The following is a 23,060-nucleotide window of genomic DNA, read 5'->3' as shown; positions in this document are numbered from 1 at the left end:
TATTACACGAGGATTACACAATGAGAATTGCCGTTATAGGTACTGGAAATATGGGACAAGGGTTCGTCAAGCAACTTACGTTAGCTGGGCATGAAGTACGTGTAACCGCTCGCGATCTCACAAAAGCCAGAGCGCTTGCCGCTCAATATCCGGGGGCTGTGGCAGTCGAGTCTGGTGGCGCGTTGCAGGATTCAGACATAGCGATTTTGGCGGTAGGTTACAACGATGCGCACTCCGCATTACGCTCGCTTGGCGATCTAAAAGGGAAAGTGATTGTTGATATAACCAACCCACTCACAGCCGACTACATGGGACTAACCCTTGGGCATAGCACCTCAGCGGGAGAAGAAATCGCAAAAATGGTTCCGGAGGCTATTGTTGTTAAAGCATTTAACACCATTTTTGCTCAAGTTTTGTCAGAAGGAGCAAAATTCGCCCAAAATGCCACTGTCCCTGCTTTTTATGCCACAGATAGCGAATCCGCAAAAGAATCTGTCCGTGAATTAATCGAAAGTATAGGGTTCTCTCCAATATATTCGGGTGGCCTAAAAAATTCACGTTATCTGGAGCCGCTTGGCGGACTCAATATTTATTTTGGGTACGGAGCAAATAAAGGCACTCAAATTGCGCCGACTTGGATTAGTCGTATTTAAATCACTATTTATTATTTTTTCGAGATAACTATGCCACGTACAAAATTGACTCAACTCTCTCTCGCTTTAACCATACTTTGTGTTTCTTCATTTTCTTTTGCGGAACAGAAATCAACAGATATTGTTAGTCCTATTACGAACAAAGTTTTGCCATATAAGGCGAGTCCTTCAGAAGCACGTAAAGCGGGTCGCGTAGCTTATGATAAGCCAACGCCTGAAAACAGCATTATGCTGTTTGTCGATCACCAAGTGGGTTTGATGGCAAGTGTTCGAGACTTTCAACAGGCATCAGGCTATAAAAATAATGTTATTGCCTTGGCGCAGATGGCGAAGGCATTGAATATTCCCGTATTAATTACAAGTTCCAATGCACAATGGCAAAATGGCGATACACTGCCGGAATTGAAAGAAATATTCAAAGATCAGCCGATTTACCGTCGTACGGGTATTATCAATGCTTATGAAGATCCGACGTTCCGTAAAGCTTTAGAAGATTTAGTGGCTAAAACTGGGCGTCGGCACATTATCATTTCCGGTGTCACATTGGGAACGTGTGTAACCTTACCGACGTTAGCAATGATCAATGATGGGTACCAAGTATATCCTGTTGTTGATGCATCTGGTGCATGGAGCAAATACGAAGCAGATGCCGCGATGCAGAGAATGACCGCAGCAGGCGCTGAGCTTGAAAGTGTGTTTGCGCTGGGTGCTGAGTTACAGGCAGACTGGAAAAACCCAACCGCTGACGCGATGCTTCCACCATTTATTAATGGATTGCCAGAATATGGCTGGGTATTACAGAACTATTGGAACAATGCTAACCAACATACCGTTCCAGACCCGTTCAAAGTGGTGAAGTAATATACATCCGAACCAAACAAGTAAACACCCTGTCAGCGCACCGCTCACAGGGTGTCATATCACTTCGTTCATCTGGAATCAGAGACCTGATTCCAGATTATTTATGACTCGCAAAGCGCTAATTACGCGGATTCATCCTCTTCCCGATCGACGATACGTTCTACACGCACCAGTTCAATACGGTATTCGGAAACCTCAATGATATGGAAGCGCAGGTTGTACAACTCGATGATGGCACCGACTTTCGGGAACTCATCGCTATGTGCCAGCAGCATCCCCGCCAGTGAAGCATACTCTTCCTTCGGATCAACCAGAACGCTGCTATCCACTACCTGTTGTAAAGCGTGGAGGTCCGTTCCGCCTTTCACCAACCAACCTTCGCCGTCTGGGATGATATCCAACGTTTCGTCTTCATCCGGGAATTCACCCGCAATCGCTTCCAGCACGTCCAACGGCGTCACCAACCCTTGCACCACACCAAACTCGTTGGCGATGATAACCAGACTACCTTTCGCACGACGCAGAACGGGCAGCAGGTTTATCACATCCAGCGTTTCCGGCACCACAATTGGCGGATTGGCGGCGGCATAGCTTTCCACATCGGTCTGTGTTTCCAACGCCACCAGCAGATCTTTAGCACGGACGACACCGATAATTTCATCCAGAGAGCCGCGACATATTGGGAACAGGCTGTGAGGCGTGTCCAGCAATTGCATCCGGATCTGTTCGACAGAACTGCCACTATCCACCCAGGAAATTTCAGTACGCGGCGTCATCACGCTACGCAGCGAACGCGAGGCTAATGTCAGCACACCGCTGATCATATTGCGCTCTTCTTCGGCGAATTCCTCTGTCGTGAGTTTCTTCTGCGGTTCATCCGCATCTACGTCGTCCGTGTTTTTACGTGCGCCCATCAGGCGCAGAATGGCCTCGGCGGTACGTTCACGCAAAGGTCGGTGCGACTGATGTTTCATAAAGTTATGACGGGCAATTTGGTTAAACAGTTCGATCAAGATAGAGAAACCAATCGCTGCATACAGATAACCTTTCGGAATGTGGAAACCGAAACCTTCCGCCATCAGGCTCAGACCAATCATCAGCAAGAAGCTGAGACACAGGACAACCACCGTTGGGTGCTCGTTGACGAAATTGGTCAGTGGCTTAGAAGCAATCAGCATGACGCCCATTGCAATGATCACCGCCGTCATCATGACGCCCAAGTGATCGACCATCCCCACCGCGGTAATGACGGCATCCAGCGAGAATACGGCATCCAGCACGACGATCTGCGCAACCACCGCCCAGAAACTGGCATGAGCGCGATTGCCGTTGCCATCGTGCGTTTTATTCTCTAGCCGTTCATGCAACTCCACTGTGGCTTTAAACAGCAGGAATACCCCGCCGAACAGCAGAATCAGGTCACGACCCGAGAAACTGAAATCGCCAACGCTAAACAATGGACGCGTCAGTGTGACCATCCAGGAAATCAAAGACAACAGGCCCAGACGCATGAACAACGCCAGGCTTAAACCGATAATGCGGGCTTTATCTCGCTGCTTGGGGGGTAATTTATCCGCCAAAATGGCGATAAACACCAAATTGTCGATACCCAGAACAATTTCAAGTACCACCAGCGTCAATAGGCCTGCCCAGATTGAAGGATCTAGCAAAAATTCCATGTCAGACTCCAGAAAATGAACGAGCAGATGACATCAATGCATGAACCGCATTGAATGGTAATAAAAAGAGTTGATGTGAATCAGAGAGATTCTGAATGTGGTCTGAGTGACCAGCTGTGTACAGAAAACCGCCAGCATTAGCGGGAAAACAGAGAACAGTTTGTCGGTGACAGTCCATGGGAAGGGCTGATGCCCGGTGCTCCTAAGCAATTTATGGGATGTTTACTCTAACAGGTTGTTACCATTTTTCACAAAGAATTTCGTAGACCAGCTTCGCATTGATAACGCGTTCAAATTTTCCTATTTCGCCCCATTTTAGCCCCCTGCTTAACTGGTCAGCATTAGAGCATCATCACACTATTTATTTTTTCGATAAGTAAAATAAATCCGTCAGTCACGATTTCTCGCCTGACAACCTGGAGGAACACAGTGAATGTCATGAATCCACGGTAAAATTTTTTCTTGCAGCCATACTAATACCGCGACGGTTAACATTCAGTAGCTCAGCGTTAACCCTGTTTCCTGACACATTGACTCTTTTGATCGTGAACGTGAGGAGGTAGCAAGTGAGTATTGCAATCATGTTATGCACTCACGGCGCCACTGCGGGACCGCTGTTAAAGACAGCAGAAATGATTCTTGGCGAACAAAGTAATGTCGCCTGGATCGATTTCGTTCCCGGAGAAAACGCCGAAACATTGATAGAAAAATATCAGGAAAAACTCACGCACTTAGACACATCGCAAGGCGTGCTGTTTCTCGTTGATACCTGGGGCGGCAGCCCGTTTAACGCCGCCAGTCGCCTCGTCACTGACAAAGAAAACCATGATGTTATCGCCGGTGTGAATATCCCCATGCTAGCGGAAACCTTTATGGCTCGGGATGATAATCCGTCCTTCTCCGATCTGGTTTCTATCGCACTGGAAGCCGGCAGAGATGGCGTAAAAGCCCTGAAGCATCAGGAAAAACTCAAAGCAGCTCCTCTTTTTCCCCCACCGCCCCCCAAATCCAACGCTGTACCTATACCGGCAGGTCCCGGCGAACATATGAAGATTGGGTTGGCACGTATCGACGACCGTCTGATTCATGGCCAGGTCGCCACCCGCTGGACGAAAGAAACCAATGTTTCGCGCATTATTGTTATCAGCGATGAAGTCGCTGCCGATCACGTGCGTAAAACGTTGCTGACTCAGGTTGCGCCACCGGGCGTTACCGCGCACGTGGTGGATGTGGCAAAAGCCGTTCGTGTTTATGACAACCCAAAATATGCTGCCGATCGCGTGATGCTACTATTCACCAATCCGACGGATGTATTAACGCTGATCGAAAATGGCGTAAAAATCACCTCGGTCAATATTGGCGGGATGGCATTCAAACAGGGGAAAACGCAGGTAAATAATGCCGTCTCTATCGATGAGAAGGATATTGTGGCATTCCGTGAATTAGATAAACGCGGTATTGAATTGGAGGTTCGTAAAGTATCAACCGATTCCCGGATTAAAATGATGGACTTGATTAACAAAATGCCGCGTTGATGCCTGTCGCGATACGAAGGTTATTAACGCTAACATCACCATCAATAATAGTTTTATAGACCTGACGATTTTCAAGATATGTATTTATGTCGGTATTGAAAAGCTTTATGTCGACATAGAAAATCAATAGGGATGGCGATTTATTTTTACTCAGACGCATTTTATAGGAGAAGTACGATGGAGATTACCACACTTCAAATTGTGCTGATATTTATCGTCGCGTGTGTTTCGGGGATGGGTTCGATTCTCGATGAATTCCAGTTCCACCGTCCACTCGTCGCTTGTACGCTGATTGGCGCAGTATTAGGTGATTTAAAAACCGGGATCATTATTGGCGGTACGCTAGAAATGATCGCGCTAGGCTGGATGAACATCGGTGCGGCAGTCGCACCGGATGCGGCGCTGGCTTCCATTATCTCAACCATTCTGGTTATTGCTGGTGGCCAGGGGATCGGCGCCGGGATTGCTCTGGCGATTCCACTCGCCGCTGCGGGGCAAGTATTAACCATCATTGTTCGTACCATCACGGTTGCGTTCCAGCATGCAGCAGACAGTGCGGCAGAGCGAGGTAACCTGACGGCCATCAGTTGGATTCACGTTTCCGCCCTGCTGCTTCAAGCGATGCGTATCGCGATTCCTGCCGTTATTGTCGCGGTCTCTGTCGGTACTGACACTGTTCACGCCCTGCTGAACTCCATCCCGGACGTTGTCACCAACGGCCTGAATATCGCCGGTGGGATGATTGTCGTCGTCGGTTACGCGATGGTCATCAACATGATGCGTGCGGGCTACCTGATGCCATTCTTCTATCTTGGCTTCGTTACCGCCGCGTTCACTGAGTTCAATCTGGTCGCTCTGGGCGTAATCGGTATTGTGATGGCGGTGCTGTATATCCAACTCAGCCCGAAATATAACAAGGTTCAAGGCCAGTCTGTTACATCAGGCAATAACGGTCTTGATAACGAACTGGATTAACAGGAGTGAGAAAAATGGTCGAAAATACGAATGTCAAAAAACTCACTGACGGCGATATCCGCGCGGTGTTTATCCGTTCCAACCTGTTTCAAGGCTCCTGGAACTTTGAGCGTATGCAGGCACTCGGTTTCTGTTTTTCCATGGTGCCAGTGATTCGTCGTCTTTATCCTGAAAATTCAGAAGAGCGTAAGCAAGCGATAAAGCGCCATCTGGAATTCTTCAATACGCAGCCTTTTGTTGCCGCTCCGATACTCGGCGTAACCATGGCAATGGAAGAGCAACGAGCTAACGGTGCCCCCATTGACGACGCAGCGATAAACGGCCTAAAAGTCGGGCTGATGGGGCCATTGGCTGGCGTCGGCGACCCGATATTCTGGGGCACCGCACGTCCGGTATTCGCTGCGCTAGGCGCGGGGATTGCCATGAGCGGCAGCCTGCTAGGACCGGTACTCTTCTTTGTCCTGTTTAACCTGATTCGCCTACTGGTACGTTACTATGGCGTAGCCTACGGCTATCGCAAAGGGATCGATATCGTTAGTGATATGGGCGGCGGCTTTCTGCAAAAAATGACCGAAGCGGCCTCTATCCTCGGTTTGTTCGTTATGGGGGCATTGGTTAATAAATGGACGCACGTCAACATTCCGATGGTGGTGTCGACGGTGACAAACCAAAACGGGGAAACCACGGTAACCACGGTTCAATCCATCCTTGACCAACTCATGCCGGGGCTCGTTCCCCTACTGCTGACGTTCGGTTGTATGTGGCTGTTACGGCGCAAGGTGAACGCGCTGTGGCTGATTATGGGCTTCTTCGCCATTGGTATCTTCGGATACTGGATCGGCCTGCTCGGCGTGTAATACTCAATAGCCGGGCGTAAACGCGTCCGGCTGTTTTTTTATTCACGGACACATAACGGACAAGGAAAATACGGATGACGATGACAGATATCGCGCTGGTGGTGTTGATTGCTTTAGCACTGGCTTATGCCATCTATGACGAGTTCATCATGGATAAACTCAAAGGAAAAACACGGCTCCTCGTGCCTTTAAAGAGAATGAACCGGCTCGATACGCTGATTTTTATCGGTTTAGTGGGCATTCTTATTTATCAGAATGTGATGAGTAATGGTGCCATCATCACAACCTATCTTTTGATTTCCCTGGCCTTCATGGCGTGCTATCTGGCCTATATTCGCCGCCCCAAACTGCTGTTTAAATCAACCGGTTTCTTTTATGCGAATATATTCATTCCTTATAGCAGAATTAAAAATATGAATTTATCTGAGGATGGGATATTAGTTATCGACCTTGAGAAACGCCGTTTATTGATACAGGTTACTCAGCTCGATGATTTAGAAAAAATATATAAATTTATGATTGATAATCAATAAGGTAAGTTTTCGTTCAAATCATTTAAAATAGCCTGAGATATACCCCTCATGTTTTGATGGTATTTTAACCTCAATAACCTTGACGTTATTTTATACAATTTTTCGTCACCACCCGCCAAATGAAAATAATTATCAATTGCATTATTAACACCTAAAACTTTTAGTGTTGTTTGCATCATAAATAATATGGTAAGGTTGCGCCGTCATTGGGGAGTAGCCGATTTCTGATTAATTACTATTCATAGTAACTCGTCAGAAATGCTCGTATCAACATACTCGTTCTATCTCCATATTATCGGAGCATAAAGCGTGGTGCGGGCGGCCAAGCGTGATTGGCAGGCGAGACCATAGACACGTAGCATCATCATTCGGGTTGGGGATGATCTGCGTGTATATGGTTAATCGTCCAGCCGAGGCTATAGTTTACAATGAATATGTCAGCAACACTTATCCTAGCATTTGCTATGTCAATGGATGCCTTCGCCGCGTCAATCGGTAAAGGTGCCGTCCTGCATAATCCCCGTTTCCGTGATGCGATCCGTACTGGTCTCATTTTTGGCGTTATCGAAGCGATCACCCCGCTCATCGGCTGGGCGCTTGGTTTTTTTGCCAGTCAATATATTCTCGAATGGGATCATTGGGTTGCATTTACGCTGTTATTGATTCTCGGTGGCCGCATGGTCGTTGAAGGGTTTAAAGACTCTCCCGACTGCCGCTGTGAAAAAGTCAAAAATCATAGTCTGGCGCTGTTGGTCTGCACGGCCATTGCCACCAGCTTGGATGCCATGGCGATTGGCGTTGGTTTGGCTTTCCTTCAGGTCAATATTTTCCATACTGCAATGGTTATTGGTTGTGCCACAATGATTATGGTTACGCTTGGGATGATGATTGGCCGCTACATCGGTCCGATTCTCGGTAAAAAAGCAGAGATTATAGGTGGGCTGGTTCTGATTGGTATCGGCTGTAATATCCTGTACGAACATCTCGGCTAGGCCGCCTGATATACCCGTCATACTTCACGTTGCTTGTGCGTTGGCAGCCCTTACTCACCCCAGTCACTTACTTATGTAAGCTCCTGGGGATTCGCGCAGTTGCCGCCTTCACTCAACGCGAATTATTTAGGGTATAAAAGCAACGGGCAGCCCGTTTTTATTCTTGCCGATCACGCGCCAGCATCACTCTCAACACGCTGATGGAGGCGGATAATGAAATCCGTTTCGCAACTAAACTGCGTAGTTGCCTGCAACCGTTCACTCACATCAGGTGTTGCCCGCCAGGCGAAAGGCGTCATTTGCAATAGCGCAGCAGCCCCACTTCCGGATAACTGCATGGGATACGCGAGTGTCTGCCGATCCATAAGCTGAAAACCTGCGAGCACTTCATCTTTGCTCGGGTGCAATAACACCTCATCGTAAACTTCCGACTTCAGTTGATAAAGATGTCTAGGCCCCGGAGACACCGTCACCACCCAGCCGCCAATCTTAATAGTACGCTGTAACTCCGCGTCATTACACGGCGCATAAATCTTTACCACAGCATCAAGGGATTGATCGCGAAAAGGCAATCTCTGGCTGGAAGCAACACAGAACTCAACGTTGTCATACCGCTTTGCCGCACGTTGAATCGCTGCTTTGGACACATCCAACCCATATATCGTCATCGCCCTGCGCGATGTAAGACGATGTGCAAGCTCTGCGGTGTAATACCCTTCCCCACAGCCGATATCCAGCAACGCTGCGGCGTCATCGGCCACAACATTATCAAGCTGTTGTGCGACAGCATCGCGTAGCGGTTGATAATGACCGGCTTCCAGAAAGCTGCGCCGGGCTTGCATCATTTCCGCGCTATCGCCGGGTTGTTTCGAACGTTTAAACTGTACTGGCAACAGGTTGACGTACCCTTCTTTCGCACAGTCAAAACTATGTTTACCACACGTCCATTGCCGCGGGTGTCGCTCCAGAGGTAACTGGCATAGCGGACACTGATAACTCATCGGCACATTTTCCTCATTAAAAACGTCTTTATTGCATCACGGATGCAGATAAAACGCAGACAACAAAAAACCCGCACCATGGCGGGTTTTGCAACAGAGCTGTAAAATTACAGCGCAGTGACGTTTACTGCGGAAGGACCTTTCTGGCCATCCTGAATTTCGAATTCTACGTTCTGGCCTTCAGCCAGAGTTTTGAAGCCGTTGCCTTGAATTGCAGAGAAATGTACGAATACATCTTTGCTGCCGTCAGCAGGAGTGATGAAACCAAAGCCTTTAGACTCGTTGAACCACTTAACCTGACCTTTAATCTTTGCCATTTCAAATATTTCCTTTAATTGTTTAAACCGCCAAAAAGGCGTTATACAGACAAACCAAAGTCGTTACTGCTTGAGGCACTAAGATAAGGATCGGCAGAGAAGCAACATGCAACGCTAAAGGTTGTACTTAAGTCTTCTTTACTGAAAATGCCATTCATATACAGAACTGTACCTCGTTTTACCCAGAAGCGTTATTACACACTATGAAAACGATGGCAAGGGCTTTTTTATCAGTCATGGATGTGCCGCACAAATTCACATCACCACTGGTTCATTAATACACGATAACGCAGTCTGACACCTATATTCACAAGCACCGTCTGACGCTAAGCAATAAGCAGAAATCGGATTCTATTATGTAAAAAAATACGCGATAGCTGTCGCAATTCAAGAAAAACACTCATGTAATCATAACAAAAAGCTATAATTCGCGTTCTTATATGAAGAGAGATTGACCATTAACGAAAAGCGTGCCAGATATCGGCCACGCTTATATCAATGTTTAAAAACGATTGTCATTTTTATGCTATCTATATCTTTTGCATTAATACATTACATAATAGAAATTATTTATAGCCTAACCTTTCATTACGCTGGAAATTAACTTGTTTGAACCAGCAGCACTATTAGTGCCATCAAAAAAGTCAATAAGGCCAAACTTGCCAACTTCCAACGTCGTTCCGATTTTGTGCTCATATCACTGACAATCCTTTTGTATAAAATAGAGACATCTCTCACATTCTTTATGGTTTATCGGCAAACATCGGAACTTTCTTAAGGTTACAGAAGATTTCTCTCGTTTTTTGGCGTAAATTTCACCACATGTATAGTTGCAAGACAGTTCACCACCGTTACCGTTAGACTTTCGTTGTAACCTTAAGTACGATTCATTAAATTAAAGCAACATTTCTGTTACCAAAGGAGCATGATGCGTTCCTTACTCACGCAAGCGCGTGCTACGTGCCTGCGAACAGTGATTTTTTGTGTCATGAGACACCCTCCAATATTAACTCCCCGCTTTTCTCTGCCTCTTGACTTAAATGATATTGATAATTATTCTCAAGTGACATTTTCACGGTTTGTAAGGATATCCGCATGATTGGCTTTCACATCCCTTTGCCTGCCCTATTTCGCCGTGTCGCGCTGCCGTGCGCATTGCTGCTTTTAGCCAACACATCCGCTCAGGCGGCTGAAAAGCTTAAAGTCATCACCACCTTTACCATCATTCAGGATATCGCACAGAATATTGCAGGTGATGCAGCAACCGTTGAATCCATCACCAAACCTGGGGCAGAGATTCACGATTATCAACCGACACCACGTGATATCGTGAAGACACAGTCTGCACAGCTGGTGCTGTGGAACGGTATGAATCTCGAACGCTGGTTTACGCGCTTTTTCGAGAACGTGAAAAATGTACCCGCTGCTGTGGTAACGGAAGGCATCACACCGCTTCCTATTCGTGAAGGTGCCTATAATGGCAACCCGAACCCGCATGCCTGGATGTCTCCCTCCAATGCATTAATTTATATTGAAAATATTCGCAAAGGTCTGGTTCAAGCCGATCCTGCCAATGCAGAGACATACAACCGTAACGCGAAAGCCTATGCTGAAAAGATTAAGGCTCTCGACGCACCGTTGCGTGAACGTCTCGCCCGCATCCCAGAACAGCAGCGTTGGTTAGTCACCAGTGAAGGCGCATTTAGCTATCTGGCGAAGGATTATCAGTTCAATGAAGTTTACCTCTGGCCAATCAATGCCGATGAACAAGGTTCGCCGCAGCAGGTGCGCCGAGTGATTGACACCGTGCGTGAAAAGGCTATCCCTGTGGTATTCAGCGAGAGCACTATTTCCGATAAACCAGCGAAACAGGTCAGCAAAGAAACGGGGGCGAAATATGGCGGCGTGCTGTATGTTGATTCGCTGTCTACAGAAAAAGGCCCGGTGCCGACCTATATCGACCTGTTACAAGTGACGGTGGAAACCATCGCTAAAGGATTTAATCAATGAGTAGTGATCGAGCAGTACAGTCATTAGAAGTCAATGATGTTTCGGTTACTTACAGCAACGGGCATCAGGCCATTCGCCACGCCTCATTTTCTTTGGCTGGCGGTACAATTTGCGCCTTGGTTGGCGTAAACGGTAGTGGAAAATCGACGTTGTTCAAAAGCATCATGGGGTTGGTCAAGCCAACCTCAGGGCAGGTACTGCTCAATCAGCAACCGATCTATCAGGCGCTGAAACAGAATCTGGTTGCCTATGTTCCACAAACAGAAGACGTGGACTGGAATTTCCCCGTTTTGGTCTCCGATGTGGTCATGATGGGACGTTATGGAAGAATGAATTTCCTGCGCATCCCCAGTAAACAAGACCGCGCAATTGTGGCGGAATCGCTGGAGCGTGTTGGGCTTTCATCGCTACAACATCGTCAGATCGGTGAACTGTCTGGTGGGCAGAAAAAGCGCGTTTTTCTGGCGCGGGCACTGGCTCAGCAAGGCAGTGTTTTGCTGCTGGATGAGCCTTTTACCGGTGTAGACGTCAAAACAGAGAATGCGATTATCGATCTGCTTCGCACCTTGCGCGACGAAGGGCATTTAATTCTGGTGGCGACCCATAACCTCGGTAGCGTTCCCGAGTTTTGCGACAACGTTATTTTGGTCAATCGCACCGTTTTAGCCGCAGGACCGACGCACAGTACCTTTACCCAAAGCAATTTGGAGAAAACGTTCGGCGGCGTTCTACGGCACATTAACCTCGGGGGATCTCATCTTCATGACGACGACGATGCCCGCTCGGTGACAGTGTTGACAGATGATGAGCGTCCGGCGGTGTTCTATGGTTCGACTAAGAGCGATCCTCCTGCATCACGCGTGATACCGGAGGAGAAAAAGCCCTGATGATCGATATCCTGTTGCAGCCATTCAGCTATAACTACATGGTCAAAGCGATCTGGGTCAGCGCGATAGTCGGCGGCGTGTGCGCGTTTCTTTCCGCCTACCTGATGCTGAAAGGCTGGTCGTTGATGGGCGATGCGCTCTCCCACTCCGTCGTCCCCGGCGTTGCCGGTGCCTATGCCTTGGGCCTGCCCTACGCGGCTGGTGCATTTTTTACCGGTATGCTCGCTGCACTGGCAATGACCCTAATCCGTCACATTACCCGATTACGCGAAGATGCGATTATCGGCTTTATTTTCTCAACGTTTTTCGCCGTCGGTCTGCTGATTATTTCGCTCAATCCGACATCGGTTAACGTGCAGTCCATCATTTTCGGCAATATTTTGGGCATCGCCGACGAAGATGTCCTGCAGGTTGAAATTATTATCGGCGTGACGTTCGTGATTCTCTGCCTGCTATGGAAGGATTTGCTGGCTGTGTTCTTTGATGAGAACCATGCCCGCTCGATTGGTCTTTCCCCTCTGAAGCTAAAAATTCTGTTCTTTACGCTGCTGAGTGCCTGTACTGTTGCGGCGCTGCAAACCGTCGGGGCAATTTTGGTCATCGCGATGGTGATTACGCCGGGTGCTACGGCTTATCTGCTCACCGACCGCTTTGGTCGTCTGGTTGTGATTTCTATTGCACTCGGCGCGATCACCAGCGCGGTAGGCGCGTATCTGAGCTTCTTCCTTGATGGTGCAACCGGCGGCGTGATTGTCACGTTGCAAACCGTCGTTTTTCTGTTGGCGTTTGTCTTTGCACCCAAGCATGGGTTACTCGCATCGCGCCGCCTGCGGTTACGCGATCAATCAGGAGATGCATTATGACGCTCATTAGCTGGCTAATTGATCCCCTGTCCTATCCGTTCATGCAGCGTGCGCTACTCGCCGCGGTGGTAACCGGAACCGTTTGTGCAGTCCTGTCCTGTTATCTGGTGCTGAAAGGCTGGTCGCTAATGGGCGATGCCATCTCTCATGCCGTCTTGCCTGGTATCGTTGTTGCGTTCTTGCTGGGGATCCCCCTGGTTATAGGGGCTTTCGTTTCCGGTATTTTTTGTGCGGTAGCAACGGGGTACGTGAAAGAACACAGTCGGGTCAAAGAAGATACCGTAATGGGAATTATCTTTTCCGGCATGTTTGCGCTGGGGCTCGTTATGTTTGCGCGCATCGATACCGATCAGCATCTGAACCACATTCTGTTTGGTAACGTGCTGGGCATCACTCAGCAAGAACTGACGCAAATATTACTGATTGCTGGGGTGACGCTGGCTATAATCTTGTTAAAACGTCGAGACTTCATGCTGTACTGCTTCGATCCCAATCATGCCCGAGTCATTGGCCTGCCCGTTAAGCTGCTGCACTACGGGTTGCTGAGCCTGCTGGCGATGACCATCGTCGCGTCCTTACAGGCCGTCGGCGTTATTTTAGTGATCGCGATGCTGATTGCACCGGGCATTATTGCCTTCATGATCTGTAAACGTTTCGAGCGCATGGTCCTTGTCGCAACGCTGGTTTCCGTCATTTCTTGTATTGCTGGCACCCTGATCAGTTTCTATATTGATGGCGCAACCGGCCCTTGCATCGTCATCGTTCAGGCGCTGTTCTTCACGCTGGCGTTGACTTACCACCAGCTTAAACAGCGTCGTCAGGCGGCATCTCAGGCTGTCACCGACGCGCTGTAATATCCTCAGCCTTTTAGCATGACGTAACCGGAAATAGCCGTCGGTTACGTCATTAAATGCTTTATTTCACTGCCTTATCTGCCGGATTGAGCGTCATCCTAACTCCGCTATTGTTAATTCCGACTATACTTGTTTCTCGCTATCTCAACCTATCGGTATCACTGTGCTGTATACCTGTAATACTTCAAGCTGCATGTGCGTTGGCTGCGTTCACTCACCCGAATCACTTACATGAGTAAGCTCATCGGGATTCTTTCTCTTGCCGCCTTCTTGCAACTCGAATTATTTGAGGTATAGATTCCATTTTTATTGCGCTCAATGAGTTACCGTAAACGAATCACCCCAGTGAACAGCATTGTATCGGGCAACATCAACGGGAGGATGACCTTATGTGGCAAGCTATCAGCCGACTTTTGGAAGAGCATCACGGTACTGCGGATATTCAGGAACACCGCGAATTACCCGGCGGTGAAATACACCCAGCTTGGTACGTCCGCTACGGCGAACATGACGTCTTCGTAAAATGCGATAGTCGTGAAATGCTGGCTAAATTCACGGCTGAAGCCGATCAGCTTCACCTACTGAGCCGCAGTAATACGGTTCGTGTGCCTAAGGTGTATGGTGTCGGTAGTTCACGTGATTATAGCTTCCTGCTTCTGCAATATCTGCCCGTCAAACCGTTAGATGCCCACAGCGCCTGGTGTTTGGGCGAACAATTAGCACGTCTACATCAGTGGAGCGATCAGCCACAGTTTGGGCTGGATTTCGATAACGACCTCTCGACAACGCCGCAGCCAAACAGCTGGCAGCGACGCTGGGCGACCTTTTTTGCCGAACAGCGAATCGGGTGGCAATTGCAGCTAGCGGCAGAAAAAGGGATGCATTTTGGCCACATTGAAACACTGATCGCACGCGTCGATGAACGTCTCGCTGGGCATCAGCCTCAGCCGTCGCTCTTGCACGGTGACCTGTGGCCGGATAATTGTGCGAATAGTCAGGATGGAGGGTATCTGTTCGATCCGGCCTGCTATTGGGGAGACAGAGAGTGCGATTTGGCAATGCTGCCACGCTATCCGGCCCTACCCGCACAGATTTATGATGGTTACCAGAGCGTATGGCCGCTGGATAAAGACTTTATCGATCGCCAACCCATTTACCAGATTTACTATCTGCTTAACCGTGCCAATCTTTTCGGCGGCAAGAATATTGTTGAGGCGCAACAACTCATCGAGCGACAGCTTTTGAGCTAATGTGAGATGTTTGATCTAAGGCAGGTAGGGAGTTTTAGCGTCTGGCGCAAAAGTTGCGCCAGACCGTCTTCAGACTGGCAATCCTAGTAGGCGTAATACCATGTAGCCAGCACCAGCGATAATCACTGGCAGGATGTAAAGCGGAAAGAATTGCACAAAAATCGTGTGCCCGGGAACAACGACCCGTGACTCCAACGTCTCACGTGTGTTTCCTGTTTCACCTTTCATCTTTTCCAAAATCACTTGATCTTCAATACCTTCCCGAATTGCCTTCGCCTGACGAGACATCCGAGCACCCGAAACCTGCAACGCCAGGCCAATGAAAATCAGGATGTAAATCAGCCAAAACATCAGCGTCGCCGCACTGAAAAAACGCGTAAAATCCGGTACTGGCGAGTTGTACCAAAAAATGTTCAGGAAAGACGTATTAAAGCGCACCATGTCGACCATTAGATGCAAAAAATCCAGAAGAACCGCGTCAATACCCTGTTTCTTCTGGGTGTAAGCGTAGAGATAGTTAGCCAGCGAGACGAAAGTCGAAAGCAGCGCAGGAATAAAAAGGATCCATCCGGCAATACGTTTAACTACGGCAATACGGCCAGCCTGTTGATACGTCATGAGAACCCCTTCTTAGCGACGCAACATTGGTAATGTATCGTTTTAGTACGACGGGTAGCCTACTGTAAGTTTACGTGCAGTCAACACTTTATCTCCCGCACCGCCTGATAAGCCACAATAGCAACGTTATACCCGTCATACTTCAAGCCACGCGTTACGTAGTCCTTCATAGCGTCGCTCTGACGAGCCAACGCTCCGAGTTGCTGGACAAAACGCTAGCGTTTTGTCCAGCAACTCGACTTATTTAGGGTATAGTTTACCATTAAATTTCCTTTTTCTTTGCTGACGGAGACAGTGGTATGTCCTTTGATTCTTCTATACGAGCAGCTATTTTCGATATGGATGGGCTGCTGATCGACTCAGAACCATTGTGGGATAAGGCCGAGCTGGAGGTGATCGCCTCACTGGGCGTAGATATTTCGCTACGACACGCAATGAAAGATACCCTGGGTTTACGCATCGATATGGTTGTCGATCTCTGGTATCAACATTCTCCCTGGGCGACCCCAAGTCGGGATGAGGTTGTCCGCCGTATTATCGAGCGCGCTATCGAACTCGTTGCCGAACAGCGTCCTCTTCTGCCTGGCGTCGAACATGCGCTGCAACTATGTCGTGAACAGAATCTCAAGATCGGACTTGCTTCAGCTTCACCGCTCCACATGCAGCAGCAGGTGCTGCGTATGTTTAATCTGGATCACTACTTTGATGTCCTGATGTCAGCCGAGACGCTGCCGTACAGTAAACCTCATCCAAAAGTGTATTTGAATGCAGCAAACGGACTCGGCGTTTCTCCTGCGCAGTGCGTTACGTTGGAAGATTCGGTGAATGGTATGATCGCAACCAAAGCAGCGCGCATGCGCTCTATCGTTATTCCACAGGCTGAATTTCTCGCTGACGCACGCTGGGCGCTAGCCGACTATAAGTTGGATTCTCTGAATCAGCTGACCGCTGAACATTTGGTGTAGGAATAAAGAAGTAGAAGAATAGAAAAAAGCAGAAGTTGCAGGATATGACGAAAGCGTGGCCGACGACTATACCGGCCACGCTTTGAGGAATTACAGGAAATCAGCTCGCTTAGGCGAGAAAGCATCGATCAGTACGCTACCGTCTTCCAGCGAAACCACGCCGTGCATCTCGTGTTTCACCGCCAGATAGGCGTCGCCCGTTTTCAGGGTGCGTTTTTCACCTTCGATCACGACTTCAAAGCTGCCAGCGGCAACATAAGCAATCTGGTCGTGAATCTCATGGAAGTGCGGCGTACCAATCGCACCTTTATCAAAGTGCACGTAAACCATCATCAGCTCATCGCTCCATGTCATGATTTTACGTTTAATGCCACCGCCCAGCTCTTCCCATGGCGTTTCATCATCAATAAAGTATCTTCTCATCATCTCTCTCCTCTAACGCTCTTTTTGCCCATACCTTCTATTGCGTCAACAAACCGTGTACGACAACGAATGCATGGCTATGGATTGCGACATTTTAGCCACATCAGTACCAGAAGAAACATAAAATAAGCAAAACCATGACGGCCCTCAAGAAATAAATAAAACATTATTTCATTTTTATTGAATTCGCATCTCATCCAAACTATCATCCCGCATAACAAGAAAGAACCGGGCATGTTGAGGAACAGGTGACGTTGTCACTGCCACGCAACATCATCTGTTTCGCCCGGCGCTTTCGCCAGGAACGATTCCTCTTCTTGGAACGGCGCCTGATTTTTGTTTTTCTCTGAAAGAGAGGCTAAGAAATGCAAGTTCGTCAAAGCATTCACAGCGATCACGCGAAGCAGCTAGATACAGCAGGCCTGCGTCGTGAATTCCTGATCGAACAGATTTTTTCTGCCGATGCCTACACTATGACCTATAGCCACATCGACCGAATCATCGTCGGTGGCATCATGCCCGTACACAGCGCCGTAACGATTGGCGGTGAAGTGGGTAAACAACTCGGCGTTAGCTATTTCCTTGAGCGTCGCGAACTCGGAGCCATCAACATTGGCGGCGCGGGTACCGTTACTGTCGATGGCGAGCGCTATGACGTGGGTAATGAAGAAGCAATTTATGTTGGCATGGGCGTGAAAGACGTGCAGTTTACCAGCACTGATGCCACTAACCCGGCCAAGTTCTACTACAACAGCGCGCCTGCACATACGACATATCCTACCCGCAAGATTACCCAAGCTGACGCTTCACCACAAACCGTGGGAGAAGATGCAAGCTGTAATCGTCGCACAATTAACAAATACATTGTTCCCGATGTATTGCCAACCTGCCAGCTCACCATGGGATTAACCAAGTTAGCTGAAGGCAGCCTGTGGAACACCATGCCTTGTCATACGCATGAGCGCCGGATGGAAGTCTATTTCTATTTTGATATGGATGAGGAAACGGCCGTTTTCCACATGATGGGGCAACCGCAGGAAACCCGTCACATAGTTATTAAAAACGAGCAGGCGGTGATTTCACCGAGCTGGTCGATTCATTCCGGTGTTGGCACCAGACGCTACACCTTTATCTGGGGCATGGTTGGCGAGAATCAAGTTTTCGGTGACATGGATCACGTCAAGGTTAGCGAGTTACGTTAATCGCTTTCAACCGGAATTACCGGTGTTCCCTACAGTAACAGCTAACGACTAAGTATTGTCGCTTATAGAGAGATTATTGATATGATTTTAAATTCTTTTGATTTGCAAGGTAAAGTTGCTCTTATCACGGGTTGTGATACGGGTTTAGGTCAGGGTATGGCTATCGGTCTGGCACAAGCTGGCTGTGATATCGTTGGCGTCAACATCGTTGAACCAAAAGATACCATCGAAAAAGTTACCGCACTGGGACGCCGTTTCCTCAGCCTGACCGCTGACATGAGCAACGTAGCGGGTCATGCCGAGCTGGTAGAGAAAGCCGTTGCTGAATTTGGTCACGTTGACATTCTGGTCAACAACGCCGGTATCATCCGTCGTGAAGATGCTATCGAGTTCAGCGAGAAAAACTGGGACGACGTCATGAATCTGAACATTAAGAGCGTTTTCTTTATGTCTCAGGCTGTTGCACGCCAGTTTATCAAACAAGGTAAAGGCGGCAAGATCATCAACATCGCCTCTATGCTGTCCTTCCAAGGCGGTATCCGCGTGCCTTCTTACACTGCGTCAAAAAGCGCCGTTATGGGTGTAACCCGTCTGCTGGCTAACGAGTGGGCAAAACACGGCATCAACGTTAACGCCATTGCTCCAGGGTACATGGCAACCAACAATACTCAGCAACTGCGCGCCGATGAAGACCGCAGCAAAGAGATTCTGGACCGTATCCCGGCTGGCCGTTGGGGTTTACCACAGGATCTGATGGGCCCATCCGTCTTCCTGGCATCCAGCGCATCTGATTACATCAATGGCTACACGATTGCCGTTGATGGTGGCTGGCTGGCTCGCTAAGTGTAATTTTTCTTAGCGGCATTTCGCTAATCCACGATAAAAAGCACAATTTAGGTTGTGCTTTTTATTTATTTTTCAAGTTGTTATTTCGTTTTTTATAATTCTCTTTTCTGCCTAAATCCTTTCTTAAAAAAAAATCAAAACAACGTTCCGACTTTGATCACACTTTCGATATTGCGTGCATGACGACAAGGTTAATAGCGCAATATAATCAATCAAAACAGTGTTTCTATTTATAAGGAACTGTTCACGCAGTTCCATAAGAAGGTACTCCATGAGTATTTTTGAAAACTTATACACCAGCAGGAAATCGCAGCTCGACGAATGGGTTGCTGCACTTGATAGCCACATATCCTGCGTTCAGGAAAAAGGCCGCAGCCAAAGCCAACCGACGCTATTACTGGCCGATGGTTTTGATGTGGAAAATTATGCGCCTGCGGTATGGCAATTTCCGGATGGGCACAGCGCGCCTATTTCTAATTTTGCCAGCCAGCAGAATTGGCTAAGAACGCTGTGCGCCATGAGCGTCGTTACGGGTAATGATAGTTACCAACAGCACGCTATCGCACAAAGCGAATATTTCCTGGATCATTTCGTTGATGATAATAGCGGCCTGTTCTACTGGGGCGGCCATCGCTTTATTAATCTGGATACGCTGGAAGGCGAAGGGCCAGAATCCAAAGCTCAGGTGCATGAATTAAAGCACCACCTGCCCTATTACGCGCTGTTACATCGTGTTAACGCGGAAAAGACGCTGAACTTCTTTCAGGGGTTCTGGAACGCACACGTTGAAGATTGGAATTCACTGGATCTGGGTCGTCATGGCGATTACAGCAAAAAACGCGATCCTGATGTTTTCCTGCATAACCGTCATGATGTCGTCGATCCGGCACAGTGGCCCGTTCTGCCATTAACGAAAGGCCTGACGTTTGTTAATGCCGGCACGGATCTGATTTACGCCGCATTCAAATATGCAGAATATACGGGCGATAGCCATGCCGCGGCATGGGGTAAACACCTTTATCGCCAATACGTTCTGGCTCGCAACCCAGAAACCGGTATGCCGGTGTATCAATTCAGTTCACCACAGCAGCGCCAGCCAGTGCCGGAAGACGATAACCAGACGCAGTCCTGGTTTGGCGATCGCGCTCAACGCCAGTTTGGCCCAGAGTTCGGTGAAATCGCACGTGAAGCCAATGTGCTGTTCCGCGATATGCGTCCACTGCTGATTGATAACCCGCTGGCAATGCTGGATATCCTCCGCACACAGCCTGATGCAGAAATGCTGAATTGGGTAATCTCTGGATTAAAAAATTATTACCAGTACGCCTACGATGTCACCAGCAATACGTTGCGCCCGATGTGGAACAACGGGCAGGACATGACAGGCTACCGTTTTAAACGCGATGGCTATTACGGCAAAGCGGGAACGGAATTAAAACCGTTCGCATTAGAAGGTGATTATTTATTACCTCTGGTTCGTGCTTATCGTCTGAGCGGTGATGAAGACCTGTACGCACTGGTTAACACCATGCTGACACGGCTGAATAAAGAAGATATTCAGCACATCGCCAGTCCGCTACTTTTGTTGACCGTTATCGAACTGGCCGATCACAAGCAATCAGAATCCTGGGCACATTACGCCGCACAACTGGCGGGCGTTATGTTTGAACAACATTTCCATCGTGGTTTGTTTGTTCGCTCTGCACAGCATCGTTATGTTCGTCTGGATGATACCTATCCGCTGGCTTTACTGACTTTCGTTGCCGCCTGTCGCAACAAATTAAACGATATCCCGCCGTATCTGACACAAGGTGGATATGTTCACGGCGATTTTCACGTTAACGGGGAAAATAGAATTGTTTATGACGTGGAATTAATTTATCCAGAGTTATTAACAGCTTAATTTTATGTTTTTTTTAATGATTCACAATTAATCAATAGGTAAGCATTATGAATGAAAACAGAATGCTGGGGTTAGCCTATATCTCCCCCTATATTATAGGGCTGATAGTTTTTACCGCTTTCCCCTTTATTTCGTCATTTATCCTCAGTTTTACTGAGTATGATTTGATGAGTCCGCCTGAGTTTACGGGTCTTGAGAACTATCACCGTATGTTCATGGAGGATGATCTTTTTTGGAAATCAATGGGCGTCACCTTTGCCTATGTATTTCTGACCATTCCATTGAAATTAATCTTCGCACTGTTAATTGCGTTTGTACTTAATTTCAAATTACGTGGTATCGGTTTCTTCCGTACTGCTTACTATGTGCCTTCTATTCTGGGCAGCAGCGTGGCCATTGCCGTTCTGTGGCGTGCCCTATTCGCCATCGATGGCTTGCTGAACAGCTTCCTCGGCGTATTTGGCTTTGATGCCATCAACTGGCTGGGCGAACCTTCGCTGGCACTGATGTCGGTAACCCTGCTGCGCGTATGGCAGTTTGGTTCCGCCATGGTTATCTTCCTTGCTGCATTGCAGAACGTCCCGCAATCACAGTATGAAGCAGCCATGATCGACGGTGCATCCAAATGGCAAATGTTCCTGAAAGTAACGGTTCCACTGATTACGCCGGTTATTTTCTTTAACTTTATCATGCAGACCACTCAGGCATTCCAGGAGTTTACGGCACCTTACGTCATCACTGGCGGCGGTCCAACGCACTACACCTATCTGTTCTCGCTCTATATCTATGATACCGCGTTCAAGTATTTCGATATGGGCTATGGTGCTGCGCTGGCATGGGTTCTGTTCCTGGTTGTTGCGGTATTTGCGGCAATCTCCTTTAAGTCGTCGAAATACTGGGTGTTCTACTCCGCTGATAAAGGAGGAAAAAATGGCTGACATGCATTCAAACCTGACTACAGCACAAGAAATTGCTGCTGCAGAAGTACGCCGCACGCTGCGTAAAGAGAAACTCAGTGCCTCCATCCGTTACGTGATACTGCTGTTCGTTGGCTTACTGATGCTTTACCCACTAGCGTGGATGTTCTCAGCGTCGTTCAAACCGAACCAAGAGATCTTCACGACACTGGGCCTGTGGCCGGAACACGCCACATGGGACGGTTTCGTTAACGGTTGGAAAACCGGTACGGAATACAATTTCGGTCACTACATGATCAATACGCTCAAGTTCGTGATTCCGAAAGTGCTACTGACCATTATCTCTTCCACCATTGTCGCTTACGGCTTTGCCCGTTTCGAGATTCCATGGAAGGGCTTCTGGTTCGGGACGCTGATCACCACCATGCTGTTACCAAGCACCGTGTTGCTGATTCCGCAGTACATCATGTTCCGTGAAATGGGCATGCTGAACAGCTATCTGCCACTGTACTTGCCGATGGCGTTTGCAACACAAGGGTTCTTTGTGTTCATGCTGATCCAGTTCCTGCGTGGTGTACCACGTGATATGGAAGAAGCCGCCCAGATCGATGGCTGTAACTCCTTCCAGGTTCTGTGGTATGTGGTCGTGCCGATTTTGAAACCAGCCATCATCTCTGTTGCGCTGTTCCAGTTCATGTGGTCAATGAACGACTTCATCGGTCCGCTGATTTATGTCTATAGCGTGGATAAATATCCGATTGCGCTGGCGCTGAAAATGTCTATCGACGTTACTGAAGGCGCTCCGTGGAATGAAATCCTGGCAATGTCCAGCATCTCCATTCTGCCATCCATTATTGTTTTCTTCCTGGCACAGCGTTACTTCGTACAAGGCGTGACCAGCAGCGGAATTAAAGGTTAA

The 23,060-nt window shown here is 48.2% G+C and carries 24 protein-coding genes; 18 read left to right on the top strand and 6 right to left on the bottom strand.

What is annotated here, in order from left to right; all coding sequences use genetic code 11:
- Nucleotides 1-20: 20 nt before the first annotated feature.
- Nucleotides 21-653: an NADPH-dependent F420 reductase gene (locus DCX48_01915; protein QXE13371.1), complete on the top strand. Its 633-nt coding sequence runs from the start codon at nucleotides 21-23 to the stop codon at nucleotides 651-653.
- A gap of 30 nt (nucleotides 654-683) precedes the next feature.
- The gene (locus DCX48_01910) at nucleotides 684-1,514 is read left to right on the top strand and encodes an isochorismatase family protein (protein ID QXE13370.1); all 831 of its coding nucleotides are present in this window, start codon (nucleotides 684-686) and stop codon (nucleotides 1,512-1,514) included.
- A 122-nt stretch (nucleotides 1,515-1,636) separates the two neighbouring features.
- On the opposite strand, the gene DCX48_01905 is transcribed toward DCX48_01910, so the two are convergent.
- Nucleotides 1,637-3,193 carry a TerC family protein gene (locus tag DCX48_01905; protein ID QXE13369.1) on the bottom strand — a complete coding sequence of 519 codons (1,557 nt, stop codon included), beginning with the start codon at nucleotides 3,191-3,193 and terminating at the stop codon, nucleotides 1,637-1,639.
- A gap of 566 nt (nucleotides 3,194-3,759) precedes the next feature.
- Here DCX48_01905 and manX point away from each other — a divergent pair.
- From manX to mntP, 5 genes are all read left to right on the top strand, one after another.
- On the top strand, nucleotides 3,760-4,728 hold the full coding sequence (gene manX / locus DCX48_01900; protein QXE13368.1) for a PTS mannose transporter subunit IIAB: 969 nt from the start codon (nucleotides 3,760-3,762) through the stop codon (nucleotides 4,726-4,728).
- A gap of 177 nt (nucleotides 4,729-4,905) precedes the next feature.
- Nucleotides 4,906-5,703 carry a PTS mannose/fructose/sorbose transporter subunit IIC gene (locus tag DCX48_01895; GenBank protein QXE13367.1) on the top strand — a complete coding sequence of 266 codons (798 nt, stop codon included), beginning with the start codon at nucleotides 4,906-4,908 and terminating at the stop codon, nucleotides 5,701-5,703.
- Between the two features lie 14 nt (nucleotides 5,704-5,717).
- Complete coding sequence (locus DCX48_01890; GenBank protein QXE13366.1) at nucleotides 5,718-6,560, top strand: PTS mannose transporter subunit IID; 843 nt, start codon at nucleotides 5,718-5,720, stop codon at nucleotides 6,558-6,560.
- A 74-nt stretch (nucleotides 6,561-6,634) separates the two neighbouring features.
- The gene (locus tag DCX48_01885) at nucleotides 6,635-7,093 is read left to right on the top strand and encodes a DUF986 domain-containing protein (protein ID QXE13365.1); all 459 of its coding nucleotides are present in this window, start codon (nucleotides 6,635-6,637) and stop codon (nucleotides 7,091-7,093) included.
- Nucleotides 7,094-7,521: 428 nt separating this feature from the next.
- On the top strand, nucleotides 7,522-8,085 hold the full coding sequence (mntP, locus tag DCX48_01880) for a manganese efflux pump MntP (protein ID QXE13364.1): 564 nt from the start codon (nucleotides 7,522-7,524) through the stop codon (nucleotides 8,083-8,085).
- A 170-nt stretch (nucleotides 8,086-8,255) separates the two neighbouring features.
- Here mntP and DCX48_01875 read toward each other — a convergent pair whose 3' ends face one another.
- The 3 genes from DCX48_01875 to DCX48_01865 all read right to left on the bottom strand — a co-directional run bounded on the left by DCX48_01875 (nucleotide 8,256) and on the right by DCX48_01865 (nucleotide 9,561).
- Nucleotides 8,256-9,086 carry a 23S rRNA (guanine(745)-N(1))-methyltransferase gene (locus DCX48_01875; GenBank protein ID QXE13363.1) on the bottom strand — a complete coding sequence of 277 codons (831 nt, stop codon included), beginning with the start codon at nucleotides 9,084-9,086 and terminating at the stop codon, nucleotides 8,256-8,258.
- A 107-nt stretch (nucleotides 9,087-9,193) separates the two neighbouring features.
- On the bottom strand, nucleotides 9,194-9,403 hold the full coding sequence (gene cspC / locus DCX48_01870) for a cold shock-like protein CspC (GenBank protein ID QXE13362.1): 210 nt from the start codon (nucleotides 9,401-9,403) through the stop codon (nucleotides 9,194-9,196).
- A gap of 41 nt (nucleotides 9,404-9,444) precedes the next feature.
- Nucleotides 9,445-9,561, bottom strand: a complete 117-nt coding sequence (locus DCX48_01865) for a DUF2627 domain-containing protein (protein QXE13361.1) — start codon at nucleotides 9,559-9,561, stop codon at nucleotides 9,445-9,447.
- Nucleotides 9,562-10,498: 937 nt separating this feature from the next.
- On the opposite strand from DCX48_01865, the gene DCX48_01860 reads away from it, so the two are divergent.
- The 5 genes from DCX48_01860 to DCX48_01840 all read left to right on the top strand — a co-directional run bounded on the left by DCX48_01860 (nucleotide 10,499) and on the right by DCX48_01840 (nucleotide 15,267).
- Nucleotides 10,499-11,413 carry a metal ABC transporter substrate-binding protein gene (locus tag DCX48_01860; GenBank protein ID QXE13360.1) on the top strand — a complete coding sequence of 305 codons (915 nt, stop codon included), beginning with the start codon at nucleotides 10,499-10,501 and terminating at the stop codon, nucleotides 11,411-11,413.
- Nucleotides 11,410-12,300: a manganese/iron ABC transporter ATP-binding protein gene (locus DCX48_01855; protein QXE13359.1), complete on the top strand. Its 891-nt coding sequence runs from the start codon at nucleotides 11,410-11,412 to the stop codon at nucleotides 12,298-12,300. Before DCX48_01860 ends, DCX48_01855 begins: the two co-directional genes overlap by 4 nt.
- Complete coding sequence (locus DCX48_01850; GenBank protein ID QXE13358.1) at nucleotides 12,300-13,163, top strand: metal ABC transporter permease; 864 nt, start codon at nucleotides 12,300-12,302, stop codon at nucleotides 13,161-13,163. The genes DCX48_01855 and DCX48_01850 overlap by 1 nt, the downstream gene beginning before the upstream one ends.
- Nucleotides 13,160-14,017 carry a metal ABC transporter permease gene (locus tag DCX48_01845; protein ID QXE13357.1) on the top strand — a complete coding sequence of 286 codons (858 nt, stop codon included), beginning with the start codon at nucleotides 13,160-13,162 and terminating at the stop codon, nucleotides 14,015-14,017. The genes DCX48_01850 and DCX48_01845 overlap by 4 nt, the downstream gene beginning before the upstream one ends.
- Before the next feature lie 389 nt (nucleotides 14,018-14,406).
- Nucleotides 14,407-15,267: a fructosamine kinase family protein gene (locus DCX48_01840; protein QXE13356.1), complete on the top strand. Its 861-nt coding sequence runs from the start codon at nucleotides 14,407-14,409 to the stop codon at nucleotides 15,265-15,267.
- A gap of 69 nt (nucleotides 15,268-15,336) precedes the next feature.
- Here the strand turns inward: DCX48_01840 and DCX48_01835 are convergent, their stop codons facing one another.
- The gene (locus tag DCX48_01835) at nucleotides 15,337-15,885 is read right to left on the bottom strand and encodes a hypothetical protein (GenBank protein ID QXE13355.1); all 549 of its coding nucleotides are present in this window, start codon (nucleotides 15,883-15,885) and stop codon (nucleotides 15,337-15,339) included.
- Nucleotides 15,886-16,184: 299 nt separating this feature from the next.
- On the opposite strand from DCX48_01835, the gene hxpB reads away from it, so the two are divergent.
- Nucleotides 16,185-16,850: a hexitol phosphatase HxpB gene (gene hxpB / locus DCX48_01830; protein ID QXE13354.1), complete on the top strand. Its 666-nt coding sequence runs from the start codon at nucleotides 16,185-16,187 to the stop codon at nucleotides 16,848-16,850.
- A gap of 90 nt (nucleotides 16,851-16,940) precedes the next feature.
- Here the strand turns inward: hxpB and DCX48_01825 are convergent, their stop codons facing one another.
- Complete coding sequence (locus DCX48_01825) at nucleotides 16,941-17,273, bottom strand: cupin domain-containing protein (GenBank protein ID QXE17120.1); 333 nt, start codon at nucleotides 17,271-17,273, stop codon at nucleotides 16,941-16,943.
- Nucleotides 17,274-17,638: 365 nt separating this feature from the next.
- Here DCX48_01825 and DCX48_01820 point away from each other — a divergent pair, with 365 nt between their 5' ends.
- The 5 genes from DCX48_01820 (at nucleotide 17,639) to DCX48_01800 (ending at nucleotide 23,060) form a co-directional block, all read left to right on the top strand.
- A complete protein-coding gene (locus DCX48_01820) occupies nucleotides 17,639-18,475 on the top strand; it encodes a 5-dehydro-4-deoxy-D-glucuronate isomerase (protein ID QXE13353.1) in 837 nt (278 codons plus the stop codon).
- A gap of 81 nt (nucleotides 18,476-18,556) precedes the next feature.
- On the top strand, nucleotides 18,557-19,318 hold the full coding sequence (gene kduD, locus DCX48_01815) for a 2-dehydro-3-deoxy-D-gluconate 5-dehydrogenase KduD (GenBank protein ID QXE13352.1): 762 nt from the start codon (nucleotides 18,557-18,559) through the stop codon (nucleotides 19,316-19,318).
- A gap of 274 nt (nucleotides 19,319-19,592) precedes the next feature.
- Nucleotides 19,593-21,224 (top strand): pectate lyase, encoded by a 1,632-nt coding sequence (locus DCX48_01810; protein ID QXE13351.1) that lies wholly within the window; start codon nucleotides 19,593-19,595, stop codon nucleotides 21,222-21,224.
- Between the two features lie 47 nt (nucleotides 21,225-21,271).
- Nucleotides 21,272-22,162 carry a sugar ABC transporter permease gene (locus DCX48_01805; protein QXE13350.1) on the top strand — a complete coding sequence of 297 codons (891 nt, stop codon included), beginning with the start codon at nucleotides 21,272-21,274 and terminating at the stop codon, nucleotides 22,160-22,162.
- Nucleotides 22,155-23,060 carry a carbohydrate ABC transporter permease gene (locus DCX48_01800; GenBank protein QXE13349.1) on the top strand — a complete coding sequence of 302 codons (906 nt, stop codon included), beginning with the start codon at nucleotides 22,155-22,157 and terminating at the stop codon, nucleotides 23,058-23,060. The genes DCX48_01805 and DCX48_01800 overlap by 8 nt, the downstream gene beginning before the upstream one ends.

It is taken from the genome of Pectobacterium atrosepticum (assembly GCA_019056595.1).
In the GTDB taxonomy this organism is placed as follows: domain Bacteria; phylum Pseudomonadota; class Gammaproteobacteria; order Enterobacterales; family Enterobacteriaceae; genus Pectobacterium; species Pectobacterium atrosepticum.
The sequence above is the reverse complement of the archived record's forward strand: the minus strand, read 5'-3'. Positions and strand labels throughout refer to the sequence as shown.